Genomic DNA, 23,510 nt, shown 5'->3' with positions numbered 1-23,510 from the left:
AAACCTTCAGATTTCGTCGAGGAAGAGTTCCAGCACGTGGGCGAGGCGCTCGTGCCGCTCCTCGGCGAGACGGCGTCCGGTCTGCGTTCGGAACCCGTCGGCAAGCCGGAACAGCTTAGCCTCGAAATGGTCGATGGCAAAACGCCTGTCGTCGAGCGGCCTGTCCTTCGCGAGCGGATCGGCGGGGTCGTAGAGGCCCGAGCCCATCCGGCCCGCGATATAGAAGCACCGGGCGGCGCCGATCATGCCGATCGCATCCAGCCGGTCGGCATCCTGCAGCACCCTGGCTTCGATCGTCTCCGGCTCGACCTTGGCGGAAAAGCTGTGCGCGGTGATGGCGTGGGCAACGGCGGCGATGTCGGCCGCCACCCATCCCAGCGTTTCGAGGATGGCGGAGGCCTTTTCGGCGGCCAGGCGGGAGGCTTCGGCGCGCAAGGGCGAGTTCTTCTCGACGGCAACGCAGTCGTGCAGCATGACGGCCGCGGCAAGGATACGCTCGTCCCCGCCTTCCACGGCGTGGATGCGCATGGCATTGCGGAAGACGCGGATCAGGTGAGCGACGTCGTGGGACCCATCGTCCCCTTCCGTGGCATGCGGCAGAAGCGCTTCGGCAAGCGCCTCGTGGGGCGCGAATGCCTGTGCGAACGAGCCGCTCATGACTTGCTCTCGGACGTCGGCGGCGGTTCCGGCGGGGAGGCCGGGCGGCGGGCGAGGATCTTCTGGTAGAAGAGGCCGATCCCCATCAGCACGATGCCGAGCCCGATGAAGGAAAGCGCCCGCAATATGCCCTCGAGGTTGGACATGTCGATCAGGAAGACCTTCAGCACCGTGATGATGACCAGCCCCGCGGAGGCAAGCCGCAGGCTCCTCGCGTCAAGCCGCGATCCGACGACCAGCAGCACGACGCCGATCAGCAGCCAGACGACGGAATAGGAGTAGGTCTCGTTCGGCAGGAAATCCTTCCAGCCGGCGATGTTCTCGCCGTGCCAGAAGCGGCGGACCGAAAGCGTCGCCCACAAGAAGCCGAGCAGCGAACCCGCGAGGGCCAGCATCATGACATAGGGTGCGGGACGCTTGTCGCGGGCGTCATAGGCAATCCCCGCATAGCAGAGAGCCGGCATGAGGTAGCCGATCAGAAGCAGGTTCACGAAGGGCCATTCCCCGGTGCTCTCGCCGCTGAAATACGGGTTGAGCGCGAAGACGTGGAGCGACAGCACGTTCACGGTGGCGATCACCCCGGCAAACATCGAGCCGTAGCGGAAGACGGGACTCGGGGCGCGCGTGTCGAGCGTCATCAGGGTTGCGGCGAGGCCTATCGTCAGCAGCGTGTAGATCGATTGCTCGCCGAGCGTCGGCACCCGGTCGTCGAGAACGCCGCCGTTCATCGCATGGCGCACGAGGACGGCAAGCGCCGTCATCACCATCAGCGCGGCGAGCGCCTGGAGGAAGTTCAGCGCCCGTCGGCCCGGCCAGTCACGCAGCAGGTAGGCGGCGAGAACGGCGAGGACGGCCGGAATGCCGTAGCCCGGCAGGAGCGCATTCCAGAACGGCGTGGTGCCGAGCTGGTCCGGACCGACCAGGGTCGGATCCCAGGCGATGCGGGCGAACACGAGGAGGATCGCCGCGCCCATCACCCACGGAAAGGCCGGCCACGGCCGCCAGCGCGTCGCCAGCACATAGGCGAAGCCGGCAATCGCGACCAGGATCGTCGTCGCGGCGCCGGTCGTCAGCGCATGGAGGCCGAAAGCGATTGCGCCGAAGGAGCCCAGCGCCACGAGATTGGCGGCCCGGTCCGCTTCGCCCGCATGGCTCTGCCCCATCCGCAGCCGGGCGATGGCGAGCAGCACGGCTCCGAGCGCCAGTCCGTAGAGACCGTGCACCCAGTCCGTGGACAGGTTGCCGAAATTCAGGAGGCTGATCGTCGCCAGCGCGACCGGCACCGCCGACATGGAGAGTGCCCAAAGGGCCGCGAATTTCGGCTCCCGGTCGCCGGCGCGACGCAGGAAGACGTAGCCGAGGAAGGTGAAGAGCGCGCCGAGGCCAAGGCTTATCGCAATCTCCAGGCCGAAGGTGAGGGGCGGCGCCGTCCCGCCATCGACCATCGGTATCGGAGCGTTGTCGAGGAGGATGATCGTCATCAGCCCGATGCAGGCGACGGCGCCGACCGCTGAAAGCACCGCCGGCCAGACGGCGTAGGATCGCGCCGCGCCGAGCGCCGCAAGGGCCGCGACAAGCGAGGCCGCGGCGAAGGGCGGGATGATCGACCATACGTCGTTGGCGGCCATCATGGTGAGCGCCGAAATCACCGTGACGATCGACAGCGACAGGCTGATCCCGAGCGGACGACGCCGGAGGAAGCGCCACCAGGTCTCGGCGGCAGGCGGCTCGTCAGTCCCGCGGCCCGGCCAGACGAAGGCCGTCCCGGCGATCATCACCAGCAAGGCGAGCGTCGGCTGCGTCACGTCCGGCGGGTAGGTCTCGAAGAGATAGAGAATGATCCATGCGCCGAGGCCAAGATTGGCCAGCATCGGCACGAGCGTCCAGCCGCGCAGCCGGGCGGCGGCGGCCGTTCCGAGCCAGGCCAATGCGAGGAAGCCGAAGAATATCCACGGATCAGGAGCGCTGGAGGCGACGAAAGCGGGCGTCAGCAGCGATCCCGCCAGTCCCAGTCCGGCGAGCGCCTGGCCGTGCAGCAGCGACAGGGCAAGGGTTGCGAACGAGATCACCGCAAGCAGCAGGAAGGCCGGCGTCGGTCCGATGAAACCGTAATAGCCGTGGGCGGCATAGGTGGCGCCGAGAAGCGTGATCGCGCCGGCGGCCGTCAGTGCCCCCGGGATCATCGCATTGCCGTAGCGTTCCGCGATCGATGTCGCCATCCGGCGGCGGATGGTTTCTCCGGCGCCGACGAGGAGGAGGCCGAACAGTCCTGCCAGGACGAGACGTGCCCGGGGTCCGATCAAGCCGCTCTCGATCGAGTAGCGGATGAGGAAGACGCCCCCGAGCGCCAGCGCGACGCCGCCCACCCACACGGCCCAGCGCGCGCCGAGATTGCTCTCCAACGTGTCCCGTGCCGCCTTGTCGACGACAGGAGGCTGAACCTTGCCCGCCGGTTCCTGGACCGTCAGCTGTGCGCCTGCTGCGGCTACCTCCACGCTCTGCTCGGGCGAAGGCCCGGCGACATCGGCGATTTCGGCAATGCTGTCCCGGCTTTCCGTGTTCTCACGGGGCAGGGGAGCGAGCGTGTCGATTCGCTTGCGCACCGCGACAAGTTCGTCCTCGACCCTGGCGAGCCGGTGCGAGGTCTTCCTTTGCCAGACGATTGCCAGCACGACGGCGATGAGCAGAAGCAGTTCCATGAATGTCGCCCGGTCCCGAAAATGTTCCTGCTTATACATGCCGGCGGCGAAAACCAAAACCGTGGAGGGGACCGATAAACGTCGGCCGCGTGCCTCCGTCGCGGGCACGCTGCACCTGCGCAGTGCGCGCAACTGTTCAAACAATGTGCGACTAAAGTTTTGGTGAAAATCTAGGCAGATATCGCTTGCACACGGATCGTCTTGCTGTTTTGAATGAGGCATCAAGACACCAGCAGGGGGACCACAAAAAAATGTTCACGCGCAGACACATCACCAAGCTCGCGACCGCCGCGGTCGTGGCCGCCGGCCTCGGCCTGCCTTCGGCCGCGCTTGCGGAGACCGCCATCAAGTTCACGCTCGACTGGAAGTTCGAAGGCCCGGCTGCCGGCTTCCTGCTTGCGGCCGACAAGGGCTACTTCAAGGAGGAAGGCCTCGACGTGACCATCGACACCGGCAATGGCTCGGTGGAGGCGATCCCGCGCGTGGCGACCGGCACCTACCAGATGGGCTTCGGCGACATCAATTCGCTGATCAAGTTCCTCGATGAGGATCCGTCCCAGAAGGTTCGGGCGGTCATGATGGTCTATGAACGTCCGACGTTTGCCGTGGTCGGGCGCAAGTCGCTCGGCGTCACCGAGGATCCGAAGTCGCTGGAAGGCAAGAAGCTCGGCGCCCCGCCGCCGGATGGCGCGTTTGCGCAGTGGAAGGCCTTCAAGGAGGCCGCCGCGATCGACGACAGCAATATCGTCATCGAATCGATCGGCTTTCCCGTGCGCGAGCCCATGCTCGCCAAGGGCGATGTCGACGCGGTCTTCGGCTTCGCCTTCTCGGTGATCCTCAACCTCAAGGCGCAGGGCATCGGCGACGACGACATCGCCACCATCCTGATGGCGGAGAACGGTCTCAACCTCTACGGCAACTCCGTGATGGTGAACACCGACTTCGCGGCCGAAAACCCCGAGGCGGTCAAGGGCTTCCTCCGGGCGCTGGCCAAGGGCTTTGCCGATGCCGTCGCCAATCCGGAAGAAGGTGCGGCTGCCGTCCTGAAACGCAACGAGACGCTCAACGTCGACATCGAGGTCGAGCGCCTCGGTATGGCGAACGCCATGAACATCAAGACGCCCTATGTCGTCGAGAACGGCTTCGGCGGCGTCGACATGGATCGCCTCGGCGCCTCCATCGAGACCCTCAAGGTCTCCATGGGCCTGAAGGGCAATGTGAAGGCGGACCAGGTGTTCGACCCGAGCTTCCTGCCCGCCAAGGAAGACCGGATGCTGCCGTAATCGGCGCGACGTCCCATCCGTCACCAGGACCTTCCCCCGGGGTTTCGGGGGAGGGTGCCCATAGGGCGAACCGGGGCGCCAGGGCGCTCCCATGAGCAGAAGAAGAAGACGATGTCCTACCTCGTTTCCATCGACGACGTCGACATGCGGTATGGCGGCGCGGAAGGCACGCTCGCCGTCTCGGGCCTCACCATGCGGGTCGGCAAGGGCGATTTCGCCGCCGTCGTCGGACCGTCGGGCTGCGGCAAGTCCACCCTGATGAAGCTCGTCACCGGGCTTCACATCCCGCAGAAGGGGACCGTCATCGTCGCGGGGCGGCAGGTCACGCAGCCGGTCTCGATCGTCGGCATGGCGTTTCAGAACCCGACCATGCTTCCGTGGCGCACCACGCTCGAGAACATCCTCCTGCCGCTGGAGATCGTCGAGAAGCACCGCCACCGCCTGCGGGCAAACAAGAAGGAATATGTCGCGAAGGCGGAGCATCTCCTGGAACTCGTGGGCCTCAAGGGTTTCGGCGCCAAGTTCCCCTGGCAGTTGTCCGGCGGCATGCAGCAGCGCGCCAATCTCTGTCGCGCGCTGATCCACGAGCCGGAACTCCTCATGCTCGACGAGCCCTTCGGCGCGCTCGACGCCTTCACGCGCGAAGAACTCTGGTGCGTGATCCGCGACCTGCACGCGGCGCAGGGCGTCACCATCGTCCTCGTCACGCATGACCTGCGCGAGGCCGCCTTCCTCGCCGACAAGATCTTCGTGATGAGCGCGCGCCCCGGCCGCATCCTGCGCGAGCACCACGTCCCCTTCGAGCGACCCCGCGATCTGGAGGTCATGTACGAGAAACGCTTCAACGACCTCGTCCACGAACTGCACGGCGAAATCGCCAGCGCGAGGGTGGCGGCATGACCATCGTCACCGAAACCACCACGCCAACCGTGCCGCCCAAGGCAAAGCCGCTGCGCATCAACTGGGTGCGGGCTGCCCCCTGGCTCTACACGCTCGGCCTGTTTGCCGGCTGGGAACTGCTGGTGATCGCGCTCGATACCCCGGTCACCGTATTGCCGGCGCCGAGCCGCGTGTTCGAGGCCGTCGTGCAATACTGGTCGGCGATCTGGAAGAACTCGCTGCAGACGCTGTTCACCACCACGCTCGGCTTTGCCCTTGCGGTCGCCGGCGGATTGGCGCTTGGCCTCTTCATCGGCTGGTCGAAGACCATCTATGCCGGGCTCTACCCGCTGATGATCGGCTTCAACGCGATCCCGAAGGTGGCCGTGGTACCGATCCTCGTCATCTGGTTCGGCATCGGCACCATCCCGGCGGTGATCACCGCCTTCCTGATCTCCTTCTTCCCGATCGTCGTCAACGTCGCGACCGGGCTCGCCACGATCGAGCCGGAGACCGAGGATGTGCTGCGGGCGCTGGGCGCGCGCAAGATCGACATCATGCTGAAGGTCGGCATCCCCCGTTCGATGCCCTACTTTTTCGGATCGCTGAAGATCGCCATCACGCTCGCCTTCGTGGGCTCCGTGCTGAGCGAGACGGTTGCCGCCAACTACGGTCTCGGCAACATGATGAGCTCGGCCCAGAGCCAGTTCAACGTCCCGCTGGTTTTTGCCGGGCTCCTCGCGCTCGCCGTCGAGGGGATCGCCATGTACGCGCTGATGGCGTGGATCGAGAAGCGGATGACCGGTTGGGCGCACCGCTCCACCATGGCGAACTGATTAAACGGCAAGGGCCCGGGCGCTCGTCCCCGGGCCTTATTTCGACTGCCGGCCTCAGTTCCTCGTCGGCGGGGCTTCTTCGGCCCGGTCCAAGAGCGGCGGATACTGCTCCTCGTTGCGGGCGCGGTAGGTCACCTGCGGATAGGGGATGGTGATGCCCTGCGCGTCGAACGCTTCCTTCACCCCCTTGGTCACGTCTCGCGTGGTGTTCCACCACACGTCGCTGTTTGCCCAGTAGCGGAGCGTCAGCACCACGGAACTGTCGCCGAAAGTGTCGACATAGGCGGTGGGGGCCGGATCCTTCAGCACCCGCCGGTCCTTGTTCACGAGGTCGAGCATGATGCCGAGCGCCTTGTCGATGTCGTCCTCGTAGGCGATGCGCACCTTGAAATCATGCATGCGGGTCTTGAGCCGGCTGTAGTTGGTGATCGGCACGTTCCAGAGTGTCGAATTGGGCGCCAGCCGGTAAAGCCCGTCATAGGTCCGCAACTCGGTCGCGAAGAGGCCGATATCGACGATCGTGCCGTTGACGTCGTTGGTCTCGATCGCCTCGCCGACGCGGAAGGGCCGCAGCACGAGCAGCATGATGCCGGCTGCGATGTTCTGGAGGGTCCCCTGGAGCGCGAGGCCGATCGCAAGGCCGATCGCCCCGAGCGCCGCCAGGATCGAGGCCGTCTGCACGCCGAACTGGCCGAGCACCATGACGATGACGATGACGAGGACCCCGTAGCGCACCACCTGCGAGAAGAAATGGGCGAGCGTCACGTCGATCCCGCGGATGCGCGATACCCCGTCGAACGCCCATCGGCTGAGCAGCCGCGATGCGATCCAGCCGACGGTCAGAAGCACGAGCGCGCCGATGATCGAGAAGGAATACTGGACCGCCAGCGCCATCAGTTGCGCAAGGGCCGCGCGCGTGGCGACTACTGCATCGGATGCCTGTTCCATTCGCCTGTCTACTCCGTGTCCTTAAGCCTGCCCGCTAATTGGGGCAGGCAGGAGGGAGGTCAAGCAAGTTGAGCGGACTTTCGAGGAACCGGCGTTTTCGCGTTGATTATGTTGATTTTCTCGGTGCTAGGGATGGCGGAGCGGCAGCACGAACGAGGCTCGCCCGTCGGTCTCTGAGCCCCGTCCGATCGCCTTGATCGCGGCGATCAGGCGGCCGTCGCGTCCAAGCAGGCGGTCGCCGAATTCGATCAGTCGGGGGTTCGGCGTCGCATGCGGCGCGACCCGCCGCAATCGCCCGGCAAGCTCGAAATCGTCCTCCTCGGGATCGATGGCGAGCGAGGCGATTGCCGCCGCGGCCGGCGAGCGGGACACGCCCATCCAGCAGTGGATCACCATGGGAGAGGTCCGGTCCCAGCGCCGCACGAAGTCGATCAGTTGCACGACATGCTCTTCGGCCGGCGCCACGAGATCGCCGGTCCCGGCAAAGGCGATGTCGTTCATCTTCAGCACCAGGTGACGGTCCGCCGAGATGAGGCCGGGACGGTGGAAGTCGTGCTTCTCCGCCATCAGGCTGATCAGATGGCTTGCCCTGTGGCGTGTCGCGAGTTCGGCGATGCTGCCGAGCGGACAGACGATGATCGCGGTCACGGGCGTATCTCCGACATGCGCTCAGCATCGAGTTCCGTGAAGCGCCGGAGGAACAGCGACTGAGCCTCCAGCGCCGGCATCGGCTCCAGCGGCAGCATCTCCCGCGTAATGCTCCGCGGCTGCCCGAAGAATTTTCGGGCCTCCTCGACCGAAAAGCCGGCAAGCTCGGTGGCCTCGAAGAAGGCGGCGATCGTGTCGGCCTTCTTGATCTGCGCCTTCAGTTCGCGACCGGGATGGGCGGGCAGGCCGAAACGCAGGTGGATGGCCGCCTCAAGGCGGTGCTCTACGGTCTTGTAGCCGCCGCCGACCACCGACTTGAAGGGCGATATCATGTCGCCGATGACATATTCCGGCGCATCGTGCAGCAGGACCATCATGAGGTTCTGGCAATCGCTGTCGGTGCAGCGCCGGTAGATTTCCTCGACGACGAGGCAATGCTGGGCGACGGAAAACGCGTGGTCGCCGCGGGTCTGGCCGTTCCAGCGGGCGACGCGGGCAAGCCCGTGGGCGATGTCGGAAATCTCGATGTCGAGCGGCGAGGGATCGAGCAGGTCGAGCCGCCGACCGGACAGCATCCGCTGCCAGGCACGGTGCGAGTTCCGGCTCACGGCTCATCCCCTTCCTGCGCGGGGAAGGCGAGGCCGCTCCAGTCGGGAAGGCTTGCTGTCAGGGTAACCTCGCCGGCGAGCAACGGGATGCCCGCCGCGACCGCGGCGCCCACCCGGTCCGTGCGAACGATCGCAAGCGCCTGCCTGTCCCGGACGGTGCCGAGCCTGCCGACGGGTTTGCCCGCGGCTGTGATCTCCGTGCCCGTCGGCGGAAGCGGCGCTTCGGCCTCGATCCTGACCAGCCGGCGTCTCGCGGTGCCGCGATGCTGCATGCGGGACACAACCTCCTGGCCGACATAGCAGCCCTTGCGGAAGGAAAGCCCGCCGTTCAAATCCATCAGCACGTCGTGCGGGAAGGCGTCCTGCAGGTCGAAGTCGGCCCCTGATGCGGCGATACCCGCCTCCACCCGCAGGAGGTCGTAGTCGCCTTCAGGCACGTCGGCTTCCACCTGTCCGGCGAGCCGGACCAGCCGGATGCCGGCCCTGGAAAACCGGACGTCCTCCGGACCCGCGACTGAGGCCCCATCCCCCCAAATTAGGGTCGCGCCATGCTCGTCCATTGCCGAAATCTCGACCGCCGCGCGCAGCTTGTACATGGTCAGCCGCCGGACCAGCGCCTCCATCTGATCCGAATCGGTCTCGAGGACGAAGGCGTCGCCGTCGCGCCAGACCATGAAATCGAAGAGGATCTTTCCCTGCGGCGTCAGCAGTGCTCCCGGGCGCGCCTCGCCGGGCGGCAGGGAGGCGATATCCGTCGTGATCAGGTTCTGGAGGAAATGCTCCCCCTCCTGTCCGGAAATCCGGATGAAGCGTCGGTTCTGGAGATAGGCAGCGGGCATGAAGGGACTCGGCGGTTCTTGCTGCTACCAGTTAGGCATTTGCCGCCGGCACAGCAAGGGATCATGAGGCTGCGCTCAGTCTCCGCCGGTGAACGACTTCCATTCTCCGTCCGGCGTGATAGCCAGGCGGTAGAAGTTGTAGTTGCCGCTTTCCTCCATCCCCATCAGGTCTCCGGCAGTGACGATCCTGAGCAGTTCAACCCGCTCGGGCGGCGTCAGGGAGGCGAGCGGACGTCCCGCGAAATAGGGCCAGACATAGACTTCCTCCTCGGTGCCGGCATCCATCCGGGCAGCGCCGGTCGAGAGGATGTCGAGGAGGATGGCGAGGATTTCCAGCCCTTCCGGGTCGCCCGAATAGCTTCTCATCGCATCGATCGGATCGCTGATCTCGCCGTTGATGATCGTCTGGCGCGGCCCGGTCGTCAGCGGCCGGAGCCGTTCGATGTCACCGGAGGCGGCGGCCTCGGCGATCAGTTCGCGCATCCGGCGAACCGGCTCCGGAAGGAGCGCGGCATCGTGAATGATTTCGGCAGCGGGTTCGGCGGGTTCTGCTGCCTCGGGCTGGTCGGCTTCCTGCGCTTCGCCGTCGCGCGGCGCGGATCGGTTGACGAGGGGTTCGGGAAGAGGCAGGCCGGGGGCCATCTCATCTTCCTCCTCGGCGGATGGGCTCTTCTGCTCGAGGTCGCGATTCGGGGCGATGTCCGAGAGCGCCTCCGCGGGTGCGGGAAGGAGCGCAAGCATCAACAGGATCGCGGCGAACGCGCGGCCGCCGACAGTGTAGCTCCGTCTGAAGCTGCCCGGTGCCATGTGCATCGGAACGCTCCGCGCTTTATTGAAGACTGCGTTCCGGGGAGAATTCGCCTGCCAGCATCCTCTCGCGGAGGGTCTCCAGCATGGCTTCGGCGCCTATTTCGCCGTGAATCCGGATCGTCTCGCGCATGGCGAGCGCGAACGCGGCATCAGCAATGATCTCGGGTTCGATTCCGTCGGCCATTCCGTCCGCCCAGGCCTCGTTCTGGTATTCCAGCGCGACCTGCATCTTCTCGTGGACAATCATGTCGTCGATATCGTTGCGGCCTGTCTGCATCATGTCTTCCTCGGTGACCCGTGGGTTACTTTGTCGTTAAGAACTGTAGCAGCCTTTTACCAAAACGACACGGCCTGCCAGAAAAGGAGGTAAATAATGCCCTAATTTCCGAAGCGGGCGGCAATTTCTCCGGCGAGTGTTGCGCCTTCGTTACGGTGACGCTCTTCCGCCGTCCTGGCTGCGTCGGTGCATGTGGTATGAATCGCTGCAAATGAACGGTAGCCGCGATTGAAGGCAGCCGTAAGGCGCTCGCGCCGGTTGGGTTCGCTGGCCGTGTCGGCTTTCAGCAGGTCCTGCATGACGGTGCGCCAGTCGTCCGATGTCTGGCCGCAGAGCGTCCGCAGATATTGCAGCGATCCGAGGATTTCGGCCAGCCGCGAGAGCTGCTGGTCATATGGAGCGGGCTTGTCTTCCGGCGCGGGGGCGGCCGTTGCCGGGGGAGGGGCGGTTTCCTGGGCCGAGAGCGGCGGTACGGCGAACGCGAACGTGATCAGGCTCAGGATCGTCGCACAGGCTCGCATTTGTTGACGCATGGTTTTCTTGCTCTCGCTGCTTCAGGGGCCCGCGGCAAGCTTCTCGACGCAGTCGAGAACGCTTTCCGGAACCGGGAGTGCCCGAATCTCATCCAGCGTATACCAGCCCTGGTCCGCCGCATCATCCCCTGCGACGGCTTCCGTCGTGGCGTCGGCAGAAACCCGGAAGACGGAAAGCAGGAAATGCGTTCCCGTTTCACCGTCCGCACGCTCTGTCCTGATGTCGTAGGTAGCAAACAGCCGCGGATCGCGCGCCTGGATACCGGTCTCCTCGAAGAACTCCCGCAGCGCCGTCCGCTCCGGCGTTTCTCCCGGCTCCGCGCGCCCGCCCGGAAAGGCGTAGAGGTCTGCTGAGGGCGGATGGCGCCGGCGAATCAGCAGGTAGCGGCCGTCTCGTTCGAGAATGGCGGAGGAGGCGAGCGCGGGCGGCGCGTAAGATGCGGTCATGCGGATTTGGTCCCTGGTCGCCGGCAGGGTAAAACGAATCGCGACGAACCGGAACAGGACGGACCAGACATACATGAAGGCATACCTTCTCTTCGCCGTTGCCGCCCTTGCCGAAATCGCCGGGTGTTTCGCCTTCTGGGCCTGGTGGCGGCTGGACAAGCCCGCATGGTGGCTGGCGCCCGGCATGGTCTCGCTTGCCCTCTTCGCCGCCGTGCTTGCGCTCGTTCCGAGCGAGGCGGCCGGCCGGACCTATGCCGCCTATGGCGGCATCTACATCGTCGCCTCCATCCTCTGGCTCTGGCTGGTCGAGGGACGCCTTCCCGACCGGTGGGACGTGACCGGCGGCCTCGTTTGCCTCGCCGGTGCGACGCTGATCCTGTTCGGGCCGCGGTCCTGAGCCTTCCTTGACCGCTTCCGAAGGGGGTGCGATGACAACCGCATGTGTGGACGCTATGCGCTGACCGCGACGCCCGAGGAGATCCTGCATTTCCTGAGCGTCATCGACATCGAGGATTTCCCGGCGCGCTACAACATCGCGCCGACCCAGCCGATTCTCGTGGTCGCACCCGCCGAACATCGCCAGCCGGGCAGCAACCTGCCGGACCGGCGTGCGCTTCACGCCCGCTGGGGCTTCATCCCCGGCTGGGTGAAGGACATGAGGGACTTCCCGCTGCTGATCAACGCCCGCGCCGAGACGGCGGAGGGCAAGGCTTCCTTCCGGGCCGCCATGCGCCACCGGCGCATCCTCGTTCCCGCCTCGGGCTTCTACGAATGGCGTCGCCCGCCCAGGGAGACCAGTCTGAAGGCGCAGCCCTACTGGATCAGGCCGCGAGACGGCGGTCTCGTCGCCTTCGGAGGGCTGATGGAGACCTACGCCTCGGCCGACGGCTCCGAGCTCGATACGGCCGCCATCCTGACCACCAGGGCGAACGCCGTCATTCGCGGCATCCATGACCGCATGCCGGTTGTCATCCCGCCGCAGGAGTTCTCGCGATGGCTCGACTGCAGGACGCAGGAGCCGCGGGACGTGGCCGACCTGATGCGGCCGGCGCCCGATGACCTTTTCGAAGCAGTGCCCGTGTCAGACCTCGTCAACAAGGTGGCCAACATGGGCGCCGACCTCCAGAAGCCGATCGCCCTGGCGGAACCGCAGGACCCGCCTCCCAAGCCCGCCGCGCAGATGTCGCTCTTCTGACCTTTCCTCGAGCTCTCGGACCTTGCCCATGTTCTCAGCGTCACTCTCCGGCTTTGCTCTCGGCGCCTCGCTCATCATGGCGATCGTCGCGCAGAACGCCTTCATTCTGCGGCAGGGCCTGATCCGCAGGCATGTCTTCGTTCTCTGCCTGATCTGCGCGCTCTCCGACGCGCTGCTGATCACCGCCGGCGTTGCGGGGCTCGGGACGATCATCGCCCAGTCCCCGAGGCTGATCGTGGCGGTGACGGCCGGTGGGGCGGTCTTCCTCGCAGCCTACGCCTTCATGGCCTTTCGCCGGGCCATGCGGCCGGCTGCCATGGTGGCGGACTCGTCGCAGGGGATGGGGCTGAAGGCGGCGGTGCTGACCTGCCTCGCCTTCACCTTCCTCAACCCGCACGTCTATCTGGATACGGTCGTACTTCTCGGAAGCCTCTCAGCCGCCTTCGAGGGAGCCGAACGGGTCGCCTACGGCGCGGGGGCCGTGGTCTCGTCCTTTGTCTGGTTCTTCTCGCTCGGCTATGGCGCCCGCCTGCTTGCGCCATTGTTCGCAAGGCCCGCCGCATGGCGGGTCCTGGACGTGATCATCGGGCTCGTCATGAGCTTGCTGGCGGCCGGGCTGCTCTTCAGCCTCGTCGATTGAGGCTTGCTCAGCGGGCGGGCTTCAGGACCTGCTTGGGCTTCAGCATCAGTGCCGCGGCGACCACGGCCTTCAGGGCCAGCGGACGGTAGGGAGGGGTCTGCTCCTGCTTTGCCGGGGCGGTTGCGGGGTCGTTGCTCATGGGTATGTCCTCGCCTTACGATCTTGTCGTGCGCAAGGATTTCTCCGCTAAAATCGGCGGAATAGTGGCGGCGAAATAAATTGCCCGCAGCTGTCCGGGGAGCCGATCTAATCCAGGTTCGAGGTGATGCAAACCCGCCGCATCACCTCAGACCGAGGCGTTCTCGTCCTCGATGGTGAAGGTTCCGTAGCGGCGCTGCCACAGGCGGGCGCTGAACGGCAGGAAGGCGAGATAGGCAAGGACGCTCACCACCAGCACCTGCCACGTATAGCTCATCAGCAGGGCCACGTAGAGGACGACGACGAGGAGGAAGGGCAGCATCAGGTCGCGCCTGACCTTGGTCTGCGACTTGCCGGACCATACGGGCAGGCGGCTGACCAAGAGATAGCCGATCAGGATCGTGTAGGCGACGCTGCCGTAGACAAAGAGCGGCGAAGGCCCGACCCCGAGGAAGCCCAGGTAGACCGGTAGCAGCACCAGCACGGCGCCGAGCGGCGCCGGCACACCGACGAAGAATTCCGACTGCCAGGCGGCCTTCTCCTGGCGCTCTTCCATGACGTTGAACCGCGCCAGCCGCAGCCCGGCGGCGATCGCATAGATCAGCGCGGCGATCCAGCCCAGGGAGCGTGCGTGGTCGAGCAGGAAGGCATAGGAGACGAGCGCCGGGGCGACGCCGAAATTGATGATGTCGGCGAGCGAATCCATCTGCACGCCGAACCGGGATGTCGCCTTGAGGAGCCGCGCGATGCGCCCGTCGATGCCGTCGAGGAAGGCGGCCAGCAGCACCATGGCCACCGCCAGTTCGTAGCGTCCCTCGAAGGCGAGCCGGATGCCCGTCAGCCCGGCGCAGATGGCGAGAACCGTGATCAGGTTCGGCACCATCAGGCGGACCGGTATTTCCCGCAACCGGGGGCCCCGTCCGCTCGTGTCAGACCGTGGTGTCTCGGGCGGGGAAACGGGGCTCTCCATGCGCTCTCCTCTGGGCTTAGCTGCGGCGGCTGATGGTCGGGCCCTTGGACGAGCCGAATTCGGCGATGACGGTTTCGCCGCCGTAGGTCATCTGGCCGACGGAAACGCGCGGCTGCGCGCTTGCCGGCAGATGGACGTCGAGGCGGGAACCGAAACGGATGAGGCCGAAGCGCTCGCCGGCATTGAGGGGCTCGGTCGGCTTGACCCAGCAGACGATGCGGCGCGCCACGAGACCGGCGATCTGCACGACGCCGATCTTGCCGTGATGGGTCTCGATCACGATGCCGTTGCGCTCGTTGTCCTCGCTCGCCTTGTCGAGTTCGGCGTTGACGAACTGGCCGGCCCGGTACTGGATTTCCGTCACCTGGCCGCGCATCGGGGCGCGGTTGATATGGCAGTCGAAGACGTTCATGAACACCGAGATGCGCAGCATGGGCTCGGTGCCGAGGTTCAGTTCGGCCGGCGGAACCACCATCTGCACGGAGGAGACGCGACCGTCCGCCGGGCTCAGCACGAGGTCGTCGTCCTGCGGCACCACCCGTTCGGGGTCGCGGAAGAAATAGGCGCACCAGAGCGTCAGCACGAGACCGATCCAGAACAGCGGCTCGGCAATCCAGCCGAGGATCAGCGATGCGATGAAGAAGGCAGCCACGAAGACGTAGCCTTCCTTGTGGATCGGCACGAGCGTGTTGCGGATGGTGTCGAACAGATTGATCAACCCGGATCTCCTCAAGATGTCAGCGTTTGCTGACTACAGGCAAACAGTCTGGGGGGCAATGCGGTTCCGCGGCAGGCGGGAACACTTGGACCCGCGGGCCTCGTTATTGCGGATCGACCCAGCCGAGCCACGTCGTCAGCGCCAGAAGGGGCGAGCCGTAGAGCATGAGCACGAGCGCGTAGGCAAGCGCGACGGCGAGGGCAAACATCATGCGTTTGGTCGAGTATCTCAAAAGTCCTGTCCTTCATTCACCGGCCGGTGCGCCGCGCGCCACGACGCCGAGGTCGTCGCTCTCGCGCACCTTCCGGAGCTGTTCCTCCGCCTGCGTCGCTTCGCGCTGGCGGTTCCACATCGAGGCATAGAGGCCGTTCTGCGAAAGCAGTCCGGCATGGGTGCCGCGTTCGGCGATCCCGCCATCACGCAGGACGATGATCTCGTCCGCGTTGATGACCGTCGAAAGCCGATGGGCGATCACCAGCGTCGTGCGGTTCTTGGAGACGACGTCGAGCGCCGCCTGGATTTCGTGTTCGGTCGTCGTGTCCAGCGCCGAGGTGGCTTCGTCGAGGATGAGGATCGGCGGCGCCTTGAGGATCGTCCGGGCGATCGCCACGCGCTGCTTCTCGCCGCCGGAAAGCTTCAGGCCGCGTTCGCCGACCATGGTGTCGTAGCCGTGCGGCAGGCGCTCGATGAAGGAGCCGATCTGCGCCACCTCTGCGGCGGCGCGCACCTCGTCCTCGGTCGCGCTCGGGCGGCCGTAGCGAATGTTGTAGGCGATCGTATCGTTGAAGAGGACCGTATCCTGCGGCACCATGCCGATCGCCGCCCGCAGCGATTTCTGGGTGACGTCGCGGATGTCCTGTCCGTCGATCGAGATCGTCCCCTGCTGGATGTCGTAGAAGCGGTAGAGCAGCCGCGAGATCGTCGACTTGCCGGCACCCGAAGGTCCGACGATGGCGACGGTCTTGCCGGCCGGGACCTCGAACGACACGCCCTTCAGGATCGGCCGCTCCGGATCGTAGAAGAAATGCACGTCGCGGAAGGAGATCGCGCCCTGGCGGATCTGCAGGGGGCGGGCGTCCGGCTTGTCGACCACTTCCGCCTCGACCTGCAGGAGGTCGAACATCTGCTCGATATCGGTCAGGCCCTGGCGGATTTCGCGATAGACGAAGCCGATGAAGTTGAGCGGCACGGAAAGCTGCAGAAGCAGCGCGTTGATGAAGACGAAGTCGCCGATGGTTTGCTCGCCGCGCTGCACCGCCAGCGCCGACATCACCATCATCACCATCATGCCGAGGCCGAAGATGACGCCCTGGCCGAAGTTCAGCCAGCCGAGCGACGTCCATACCTGCGTCGCCGACTTCTCGTAGCGGGCCATGGAGGCATCGAAACGCCTGGCCTCCATCTCCTCGTTGCCGAAATACTTGACCGTCTCGAAGTTGAGGAGCGAGTCGATCGCCTTGGTGTTGGCGTCCGTGTCGCTGTCGTTCATCGAGCGGCGGATGGCGATGCGCCAGTCGCTCGCCCGAACCGTGAACCAGACATAGGCCCAGACCGTCACCGCGGTGATCGCGACGTACGAGAAGCCGTAGGTGAACCAGAAGATGACGGCAGTGAGCAGGAACTCGATCAGCGTCGGCACCGAATTGAGGATGGTGAACCGGACGATCGTCTCGATGCCCTTCGTGCCGCGCTCGATGATGCGGGAAAGCCCGCCGGTCTTGCGCTCGAGGTGGAAGCGCAGCGACAGCTGGTGCATGTGCACGAATGTCTTGTAGGCGAGCTGCCGCACGGCATGTTGGCCGACGCTCGCAAACAGCGCATCGCGCAGCTGGTTGAGGCCGACCTGGAAGATGCGCGTCAGGTTATAGGCGATCACCAGCACGACGGCGCCGAGCAGGAAGGCCGGCAGGATGCCCGCCATGTCGAGCCTGCCGTTCAGCGCGTCCGTCGCCCATTTGAAGAAATAGGGAACGCCGATCAGGACGAGCTTGGCGAGGAACAGGAAGACCGTTGCCCAGACGACGCGTCGCTTCAGGTCGGCGCGTCCGTGCGGCCACATGTAGGGCCACAGGTTCACCAGCGTTCCGAGCGGATTGCTGGAATCCGCCGAAACGGTCTTCTTCGTCGCTGCCATCTGAATCTCCGGAGGGCCCGCTGCCTGATGCGCACTTAGGACGCGGGCGCCGGCGATGCAATAGGGCTAAGGGGGAAGCGGGGGAGCGGGGGGAAGCCGGGCCGGCGCTCTTGCCGGTCCGGAAAGACTTCCGCGGTCGAGGGTTAGAGCTGCTGCTTCTGCAGGCGCTTGCGATGAAGCTCCTCGGCATCCGGGAGCGCCTCGTCCGGCACGCCGAAGATCTGGCCAGGTTCGATCAGGTCCGGATTGGCGATCTGGTCCTGGTTGGCGAGGTAGATGGTCGTGTAGCGGACGCCCTGGCCGTAGACCCGCCGGGAAATCTGCCACAGCGTGTCGCCGCGGCGGATGATCACGGAGGTGCGCGCCTGCGTGAGCGGTGCCTGCTCTATGGTCTTCGGGCCTGCCTCGGCTGCCTGCTCGGCACTCGGCGCACCGGCCTCGGCGCTTTCCGGGGTCGCGGGGCCGACGGCTGTCGAGATTGCCGCGGCAAGTTCGGGAAGCGCGGCCTGCAGGGCGTCCGGCTGCGGAGGCAGGACGTCGATGGCCGCAAGGGCGGCGCCCGCCTGCTTTACCGTCTGTTCGACGGTGTCGCGTGCAGCCGCGCTGGCGCCGGCCGGGAGGCGGTATTCCGACAGCGACCTGAGGGCGATGACCGTGCCCGAGCGCGCCGCGGCGACTTCCTCGGCGGACGGCTGCCCGCCGTTCTCGTAGAGCCCCTGCAGCAGGGCGAACGCCCGGGCCGCCTCGTTGCGAAGCCTGTCGAAGGCACCGCCGTCGATCTCGGAGATCGAGGCTTGGCCGTCCTGGCCGGCGACCGCCGCGACCTGCGCGCCGGCGGGCCGGTCGAACGGAACCTCGACGCGGAGCGCCGTCTTGCCGGCGCCGTCCATCAGTTCGACCGCGATGGTGTGGGTGCCGACCGGCAGGTCGATCGTCCCTTCGATGACGAAATTGCCCTCATTGGTGGCCTTGGCGCGTCCGACCGTCTGGTCGTCGGCAAAACCGAGCAGCGAGGCCCCGGAAGGTGCGCGCCCGGCGATGAACAGCCGGCTGCCCTCGATCTCGACGGCGCTGATCTGGATGCCGGCCGCCGAGGTGGGCGCCGCCGGTGCCTCGGGCGAGGCGGCCGGGGGAACAGGCGCCATCGGCGGGGCGGCGGCGACCAGGTCCGATGCCGCCCCGGGAAGCTCGGGAAGCGTCGTCGCGGCGCTGTCCGCGCCGGCGGGCGCCGTATTGCTGGCGTTGTTTTCGGCGTCCGGAAGGGCAATCAGCCGGCTCGCCTTGCCGGGCTTGGTGACCATGGCGAGCAGCTTTCCATCCTTGCTTTCGGGGACGGAGACGGTCGCCGTTTCTTCCGAGACCACCGTTTCGCCGCCCTTGCTCGTGGCGCGCAGGACAAGCTGATGGTCGCCGGCCGGCAGCGGCTGGTCGAGGACGATCGCGAAGTCGCCGCTCGGGCCCGCCTTGATGGCGGCGACGATGTTGTCGCCGGAAGCGACCTCGACCGTGGCATCCGGTTCCGCGCGGCCGGCGATGACGGTCGAGCCGTTCGGCTCGACGCGTAGGACGTCGAAGGCGGGTGTGACGGAGCCGGCTGCTGCACCGGATCGGGCGCCGGGGGCAGCGGAGGAGGGCTCGGTCGCGTTCGGCGCGCCGGCCGCCGGAGCAGCGGATGCCATGTCGGTGGCGGCGCCCTCTGACGGCTTGCCGGCCGTATCACCGGTTGCCTGCGTCGGGGCTACAGCCTCCTTGACCGTCTCGCCGGCGGCATTGATGTTGTCGCTGAGTTGCTGCCCTTCGTCGGAGATTCTCGGGAGCACGAAGAAGACCATCAGCAGCGTTGCGACTGCGAGTACGGAAAGGGCCAGCCAGCCGGCGCGGTTTCTCATGTTCATTCATCTCCGGGCGGATGTGCCACCCCTTCGGATTACCCGTTTCTGGCTTGTTTCACAAGCTTTTCGCGCTTTGCGGGCTTGCCGTTCCGGGCGTTTCCCTCCACTTTTGCGAAGCACCGCGTCGGCGGTTCGCGCTCACGAATGTCTCTGGAGTTGATGGTGTCCATTCAGTCGATCTGTGTCTATTGCGGTTCCCAGCCGGGCCGTGATCCTGCCTATCTCGCAGCCGGCCGCGCGCTCGGAAAATCGATCGCCGCACACGGCCTGCGCCTCGTCTATGGCGGCGGCACCAAGGGCATCATGGGAGCGGTCGCCGCGGGCGTGCTCGCCAACGGCGGGCAGGTGACCGGCATCATACCGGAATTCCTCGTGGATATGGAGGCCACCCGTCATTCGCTCGGCCAGCTGGACGAACTGATCGTCACGGAGGACATGCATGCGCGCAAGCACGCCATGTTCGAGCGCGCCGATGCGTTCGTCACCCTTCCCGGCGGTATCGGTACGCTGGAGGAGATCGTCGAGATCATGACCTGGGCGCAGCTAGGCCGTCACGAGAAGCCGATGGTCTTCGCCAATATCGGCGGCTTCTGGAAGCCGATGCTCGATCTGGTCGACCACATGCGCGACCAGGGCTTCATCCATCGCGCCCACCTCGTGCGGCCGCTGGTGATCGACGACGTCGAGGACATCGTCCCGGCGATCCTGGACCAGGCCGCCGAAGTCACTCCCGCCTCGGGCGAGGAAGCGGTGATCTCCCGCCTGTAGCGGGCATTCCCCTCAGGCCGCGGCGACTTCAGTTGCCGCGCGCCTGTGCCAGCATGGCCCAGCTGTAGATGGCCAGAGCCGCCCAGATCAGCACGAAGGCCCCGAGCTTCACCATGCTGAGCGGCTCGTGGAAGATGAAGACGGCGATCAGGAAGATCATCGTAGGAGCGATGTACTGCATGATGCCGATGGTCGAGAGCCGCAGAAGCTTGGCGCCGTTCGCATAGATCATCAGCGGCCCGGCGGTGATCACGCCGCTCACCGCCAGCAGGAGCGTGTCCGATAGGCTGCCGTGGAAGAGATGGCCGCCGCCCGACATTTCCGTGTAGATGATGAAGGCGAGGGCGAACGGCGCGAGGATCAGCACTTCCAGGAAGAAGCCCTGGTTCGGTCCGACGGGCAGGGTCTTGCGGAAGAAGGCGTAGAAGCCCCAGGTGACCGTCAGGATCAGCGACGCCCAGGGAAGCCCGCCGGCGTCATAGGTCAGGATCGCGACGGCCGCGGCGACAAGCGCGATCGCGACGAGCTGCACCGGCTGCAGCCGCTCCTTGAGGAGGATCGCCGCAAGGAAGATGCTGAACAGCGGGTTGATGAAATAGCCGAGAGCGGTGTCGAGGGCACGGTCGACGGAGATTGCCCAGACATAGATGCCCCAGTTCACGGTGATCAGCGCGGCGGTCAGGCCGGCCATCATCAGCGTCCGCGGCGAACGGAAGGCCGCCTTCAGTTCCGAGGTATTGCGCAGGATCAGCAGCACGAGGCCGGCGATCGGCACCGACCAGACGATTCGGTGCGCCAGCACTTCGAACGGCGATATGTGCGAGACCGCCTTCATGTAGATCGGCAGGAAGCCCCACAGCACATAGGCCGTGAGCGCAAAGGCGAAACCGCGGGCGGAATCCTCGTTCTTCGCCGGGACGGGCGCTTCGGTGGTGGCCATGGATGCTTCCGATCGTCTTCTGTGCCTTATGCCTGCCCTCTACTCCCGAGGCGGGGAGGGGACCAATTCATTTGCGTGAAGAATTGATCGCGGTCATGAATTTGAACTGTCTTATCCAGGGACGCCGGAGGCTGAATGACGTTCGATAACCAGCCGTATCACCGCCAGCTCTTCGCGCGCCAGGTCCTGGCCAAGGCCGGCGTGGCCGACAATCAGCGGCTGCTCGAGGCCCTGGCCAGCGTCCCCCGCGAAAACTTCTTCGGGCCCGCTCCCTGGTTCTACAATGATTTCTCGACCTACCGGGAACTCGCCTCCAGCGACCCCCAGGTGCTTTATCAGGACATGCTCGTGGCGCTGGATCGCGCCCGCCACGTCAACAACGGCGTTCCCTCTCTGCACGCCGCCGCGCTCGCCCGGCTGGGAATAAAGCGCGGAGAGCGGATCGCCCATCTCGGCGCCGGGACCGGTTACTACAGCGCCATACTTGCTGAAATGGTGGGGCCTTCGGGCCATGTAACCGCGGTGGAGTATGACCGGGAACTGGCCGCAAGGGCGGGTGAAGCGTTGATGGGGCGCGGCAATGTCAGCGTCGTCCATGGAGACGCTCTCCGGTTGCCGCGAACGGAGGTCGACGTCGTCTACGTCAATTTTGCGCTCGACCATCCTGCCGCGGCCTGGGTGGACCATCTCGCGCCCGGCGGCCGGCTCCTGTTCCCGCTGGGCATTCCTGCCCTGGATGACGGTGGAACGCCCTTGTCGTTCACCGGCATGGCGGGCTTCCTTCTGGTCGACCGGCGCCCAACGGGCTACGGCGTCCGCTTCCTGCAGCGGGTGTCGTTCGTCTTCGCGGAGGGAGGCGACGCGCCGCCGCCCGGCCGACGGCAGGGGTTGGAGGCGGCATTCCGGAGAAGGACCGCCGATCAGGTCCGGCAGTTGCGATGGCGCCGGGCGCCGCAGGATGACGAATGGTATGGCGAGGAAGGCTGGGGTCTCTTAACGCTGGATCCGTGATTACTCCGCCGCCATCCGCCCTGCCATGTGGCGGTTCTTCATCAGCTTGTAGACGATGGAATCCGTCAGCGCCTGGAACGAGGCGTCGATGATGTTCTCCGACACGCCGACCGTCCACCAGCGCGTCCCCTCGCCGTCGCTCGATTCGATCAGCACCCGCGTGATTGCCGCCGTGCCGCCGTTCAGGATGCGCACCTTGAAGTCGGCGAGCACGAGGTCGGCGATCTCGGCCTGGTACTTGCCGAGGTCCTTGCGCAGGGCAAGGTCGAGCGCGTTTACGGGACCGTCACCCTCGGCGACCGACATGACGCATTCACCGTCGACGTCGAGCTTCACGACCGCCTCCGAGACCGTCTTGATACGGCCGTTGGCATCGAAGCGGCGTTCCACCATGACCCTGAAGCTGTCGACGGTGAAGAATTCCGGAATGGTGCCGAGCGTGCGGTGGGCGAGGAGTTCGAAGCTCGCATCGGCGCCTTCGTAGGCGTAGCCGGTGGCCTCGCGTTCCTTGACGATCGAGATCAGCAGGTCGAGCTTCGGATCGTCCTTGGAGACCTCGATGCCGCGCCGCTTCAGGGCATTGATGAAGTTCGACTTGCCGCCCTGGTCGGAGACCATCACCTTGCGGAAATTGCCGACGCTCTCGGGCGGCACGTGCTCGTAGGTCCGCGGATCCTTCAGGAGCGCGGAAGCGTGGATGCCCGCCTTGGTGGCGAAGGCGGAGGCGCCGACATAGGGCGCCTGGTGGTTCGGCGACCGGTTCAGGAGTTCGTCGAAGGCGTGGCTGAGATTGGTGAGCCCTTCCAGTCCGGCCTGGTCGATGCCGGTCTCGAAGCGGTTCGAATAGCTCTCTTTCAGCGACAGGGTGGCGATCAGCGTCACCAGGTTGGCGTTGCCGCACCGCTCGCCGATGCCGTTCAGCGTGCCCTGGATCTGCCGACAGCCCGCCTCGACGGCGGCAAGCGAGTTGGCGACCGCCTGTCCGGTATCGTCATGGGCATGGATGCCGAGCGACGATCCGGGAATGCCGGCGGCGATGACGGCCTCGACGATCTGCCGGATCTCGGCCGGCTGCGTGCCGCCGTTGGTGTCGCAAAGAACGATCCAGCGGGCGCCGGCTTCATGCGCCGTCCTCGCGCAGGAAAGCGCGTAACCGGGATTGGCCTTGTAGCCGTCGAAGAAGTGCTCGCAGTCGACCATGGGCTCCCTGCCGGCGGCGCGGGCGGCCTCGACGCTTTCGCGGATCGACTGGAGGTTCTCCTCGTTGGAACAGCCGAGCGCGACACGGACATGGTAGTCCCAGCTCTTCGCGACGAAACAGACGGCATCGCTTTTCGCCTGCAGGAGCGTCGCAAGCCCCGGGTCGTTGGACGTGGAAATGCCCGCCCGCTTCGTCATGCCGAAGGCGACGAAGCGGGCCTTCTGCGTCCGCTTCTCGGAGAAGAAGGCGGTGTCCGTGGGATTGGCCCCGGGATATCCCCCCTCCACATAGTCGATGCCGAAATTGTCGAGCATCGCGGAGATCGCAATCTTGTCCTCGACGGAAAAATCCACGCCGGGCGTCTGCTGCCCGTCCCGCAGGGTCGTGTCGAAGAGGTAGATGCGTTCGCGCGTCATGTGTCGTCCTCCGCAGCCGCCCG

At 65.8% G+C, this 23,510-nt stretch carries 26 protein-coding genes; 8 read left to right on the top strand and 18 right to left on the bottom strand.

What is annotated here, in order from left to right:
• Window positions 1-6: 6 nt before the first annotated feature.
• Window positions 7-657, bottom strand: a complete 651-nt coding sequence (locus ACWGPT_RS09700; protein ID WP_452605386.1) for an HD domain-containing protein — start codon at window positions 655-657, stop codon at window positions 7-9.
• On the bottom strand, window positions 654-3,356 hold the full coding sequence (locus ACWGPT_RS09695) for a DUF2339 domain-containing protein (protein ID WP_452605385.1): 2,703 nt from the start codon (window positions 3,354-3,356) through the stop codon (window positions 654-656). Before ACWGPT_RS09695 ends, ACWGPT_RS09700 begins: the two co-directional genes overlap by 4 nt.
• A gap of 251 nt (window positions 3,357-3,607) precedes the next feature.
• On the opposite strand from ACWGPT_RS09695, the gene ACWGPT_RS09690 reads away from it, so the two are divergent.
• The 3 genes from ACWGPT_RS09690 (at window position 3,608) to ACWGPT_RS09680 (ending at window position 6,354) form a co-directional block, all read left to right on the top strand.
• On the top strand, window positions 3,608-4,639 hold the full coding sequence (locus ACWGPT_RS09690; RefSeq protein WP_452605384.1) for an ABC transporter substrate-binding protein: 1,032 nt from the start codon (window positions 3,608-3,610) through the stop codon (window positions 4,637-4,639).
• A 111-nt stretch (window positions 4,640-4,750) separates the two neighbouring features.
• Window positions 4,751-5,539 carry an ABC transporter ATP-binding protein gene (locus tag ACWGPT_RS09685; protein WP_452605383.1) on the top strand — a complete coding sequence of 263 codons (789 nt, stop codon included), beginning with the start codon at window positions 4,751-4,753 and terminating at the stop codon, window positions 5,537-5,539.
• Window positions 5,536-6,354, top strand: coding sequence for an ABC transporter permease (locus ACWGPT_RS09680; RefSeq protein WP_452605382.1), 819 nt, complete (start codon window positions 5,536-5,538; stop codon window positions 6,352-6,354). The genes ACWGPT_RS09685 and ACWGPT_RS09680 overlap by 4 nt, the downstream gene beginning before the upstream one ends.
• 54 nt (window positions 6,355-6,408) lie before the next feature.
• On the opposite strand, the gene ACWGPT_RS09675 is transcribed toward ACWGPT_RS09680, so the two are convergent.
• From ACWGPT_RS09675 to ACWGPT_RS09640, 8 genes are all read right to left on the bottom strand, one after another.
• Complete coding sequence (locus ACWGPT_RS09675; RefSeq protein ID WP_452605381.1) at window positions 6,409-7,302, bottom strand: mechanosensitive ion channel family protein; 894 nt, start codon at window positions 7,300-7,302, stop codon at window positions 6,409-6,411.
• A gap of 126 nt (window positions 7,303-7,428) precedes the next feature.
• On the bottom strand, window positions 7,429-7,950 hold the full coding sequence (locus tag ACWGPT_RS09670; protein ID WP_452605380.1) for a tyrosine phosphatase family protein: 522 nt from the start codon (window positions 7,948-7,950) through the stop codon (window positions 7,429-7,431).
• Complete coding sequence (locus tag ACWGPT_RS09665; RefSeq protein WP_452605702.1) at window positions 7,947-8,525, bottom strand: HD domain-containing protein; 579 nt, start codon at window positions 8,523-8,525, stop codon at window positions 7,947-7,949. The genes ACWGPT_RS09670 and ACWGPT_RS09665 overlap by 4 nt, the downstream gene beginning before the upstream one ends.
• Window positions 8,526-8,554: 29 nt before the next feature.
• Window positions 8,555-9,397, bottom strand: coding sequence for a CAF17-like 4Fe-4S cluster assembly/insertion protein YgfZ (ygfZ, locus tag ACWGPT_RS09660; RefSeq protein WP_452605379.1), 843 nt, complete (start codon window positions 9,395-9,397; stop codon window positions 8,555-8,557).
• 75 nt (window positions 9,398-9,472) lie between these two features.
• Complete coding sequence (locus ACWGPT_RS09655; protein ID WP_452605701.1) at window positions 9,473-10,204, bottom strand: hypothetical protein; 732 nt, start codon at window positions 10,202-10,204, stop codon at window positions 9,473-9,475.
• A gap of 22 nt (window positions 10,205-10,226) precedes the next feature.
• Complete coding sequence (locus ACWGPT_RS09650; RefSeq protein WP_452605700.1) at window positions 10,227-10,484, bottom strand: hypothetical protein; 258 nt, start codon at window positions 10,482-10,484, stop codon at window positions 10,227-10,229.
• 101 nt (window positions 10,485-10,585) lie between these two features.
• Window positions 10,586-11,005: a TIGR02301 family protein gene (locus ACWGPT_RS09645; protein ID WP_452605699.1), complete on the bottom strand. Its 420-nt coding sequence runs from the start codon at window positions 11,003-11,005 to the stop codon at window positions 10,586-10,588.
• Between the two features lie 33 nt (window positions 11,006-11,038).
• Window positions 11,039-11,464 (bottom strand): NUDIX hydrolase, encoded by a 426-nt coding sequence (locus ACWGPT_RS09640; RefSeq protein WP_452605378.1) that lies wholly within the window; start codon window positions 11,462-11,464, stop codon window positions 11,039-11,041.
• Window positions 11,465-11,537: 73 nt separating this feature from the next.
• On the opposite strand from ACWGPT_RS09640, the gene ACWGPT_RS09635 reads away from it, so the two are divergent.
• The 3 genes from ACWGPT_RS09635 to ACWGPT_RS09625 are packed head-to-tail and all read left to right on the top strand — an operon-like array spanning window position 11,538 to window position 13,299.
• Entirely contained in the window at window positions 11,538-11,861 is a 324-nt protein-coding gene (locus ACWGPT_RS09635) for a YnfA family protein (protein WP_452605377.1), read from the top strand.
• A gap of 42 nt (window positions 11,862-11,903) precedes the next feature.
• Window positions 11,904-12,659 (top strand): SOS response-associated peptidase, encoded by a 756-nt coding sequence (locus ACWGPT_RS09630; protein WP_452605376.1) that lies wholly within the window; start codon window positions 11,904-11,906, stop codon window positions 12,657-12,659.
• A gap of 28 nt (window positions 12,660-12,687) precedes the next feature.
• Window positions 12,688-13,299, top strand: coding sequence for a LysE/ArgO family amino acid transporter (locus tag ACWGPT_RS09625; RefSeq protein WP_452605375.1), 612 nt, complete (start codon window positions 12,688-12,690; stop codon window positions 13,297-13,299).
• A 7-nt stretch (window positions 13,300-13,306) separates the two neighbouring features.
• Here the strand turns inward: ACWGPT_RS09625 and ACWGPT_RS09620 are convergent, their stop codons facing one another.
• The 6 genes from ACWGPT_RS09620 to ACWGPT_RS09595 all read right to left on the bottom strand — a co-directional run bounded on the left by ACWGPT_RS09620 (window position 13,307) and on the right by ACWGPT_RS09595 (window position 19,154).
• Entirely contained in the window at window positions 13,307-13,438 is a 132-nt protein-coding gene (locus tag ACWGPT_RS09620) for a hypothetical protein (RefSeq protein WP_452605374.1), read from the bottom strand.
• Between the two features lie 147 nt (window positions 13,439-13,585).
• Window positions 13,586-14,407 carry a CDP-diacylglycerol--serine O-phosphatidyltransferase gene (gene pssA / locus ACWGPT_RS09615; RefSeq protein ID WP_452605373.1) on the bottom strand — a complete coding sequence of 274 codons (822 nt, stop codon included), beginning with the start codon at window positions 14,405-14,407 and terminating at the stop codon, window positions 13,586-13,588.
• Between the two features lie 16 nt (window positions 14,408-14,423).
• Complete coding sequence (locus ACWGPT_RS09610; protein WP_452605698.1) at window positions 14,424-15,122, bottom strand: phosphatidylserine decarboxylase; 699 nt, start codon at window positions 15,120-15,122, stop codon at window positions 14,424-14,426.
• A 106-nt stretch (window positions 15,123-15,228) separates the two neighbouring features.
• A complete protein-coding gene (locus ACWGPT_RS09605; RefSeq protein WP_452605372.1) occupies window positions 15,229-15,357 on the bottom strand; it encodes a hypothetical protein in 129 nt (42 codons plus the stop codon).
• A 12-nt stretch (window positions 15,358-15,369) separates the two neighbouring features.
• Window positions 15,370-17,259 (bottom strand): ABCB family ABC transporter ATP-binding protein/permease, encoded by a 1,890-nt coding sequence (locus tag ACWGPT_RS09600; protein ID WP_452605371.1) that lies wholly within the window; start codon window positions 17,257-17,259, stop codon window positions 15,370-15,372.
• Window positions 17,260-17,402: 143 nt separating this feature from the next.
• Window positions 17,403-19,154 carry an Ig-like domain-containing protein gene (locus tag ACWGPT_RS09595; protein ID WP_452605370.1) on the bottom strand — a complete coding sequence of 584 codons (1,752 nt, stop codon included), beginning with the start codon at window positions 19,152-19,154 and terminating at the stop codon, window positions 17,403-17,405.
• Window positions 19,155-19,310: 156 nt separating this feature from the next.
• Between ACWGPT_RS09595 and ACWGPT_RS09590 the strand changes: the two genes are divergently transcribed.
• On the top strand, window positions 19,311-19,919 hold the full coding sequence (locus ACWGPT_RS09590) for an LOG family protein (RefSeq protein ID WP_452605369.1): 609 nt from the start codon (window positions 19,311-19,313) through the stop codon (window positions 19,917-19,919).
• A 28-nt stretch (window positions 19,920-19,947) separates the two neighbouring features.
• Here the strand turns inward: ACWGPT_RS09590 and rarD are convergent, their stop codons facing one another.
• A complete protein-coding gene (gene rarD / locus ACWGPT_RS09585; RefSeq protein WP_452605368.1) occupies window positions 19,948-20,859 on the bottom strand; it encodes an EamA family transporter RarD in 912 nt (303 codons plus the stop codon).
• 135 nt (window positions 20,860-20,994) lie between these two features.
• Between rarD and ACWGPT_RS09580 the strand changes: the two genes are divergently transcribed.
• Window positions 20,995-21,870, top strand: a complete 876-nt coding sequence (locus tag ACWGPT_RS09580; RefSeq protein WP_452605367.1) for a protein-L-isoaspartate O-methyltransferase family protein — start codon at window positions 20,995-20,997, stop codon at window positions 21,868-21,870.
• Here ACWGPT_RS09580 and cimA read toward each other — a convergent pair whose 3' ends face one another.
• On the bottom strand, window positions 21,871-23,487 hold the full coding sequence (gene cimA, locus ACWGPT_RS09575) for a citramalate synthase (RefSeq protein WP_452605366.1): 1,617 nt from the start codon (window positions 23,485-23,487) through the stop codon (window positions 21,871-21,873).
• Window positions 23,488-23,510 lie beyond the last annotated feature (23 nt).

It is taken from the genome of Pseudorhizobium sp. NPDC055634, from assembly GCF_053618655.1.
Note: the sequence above shows the minus strand (reverse complement) of the source record. Positions and strands in the feature narration are given on the sequence as shown.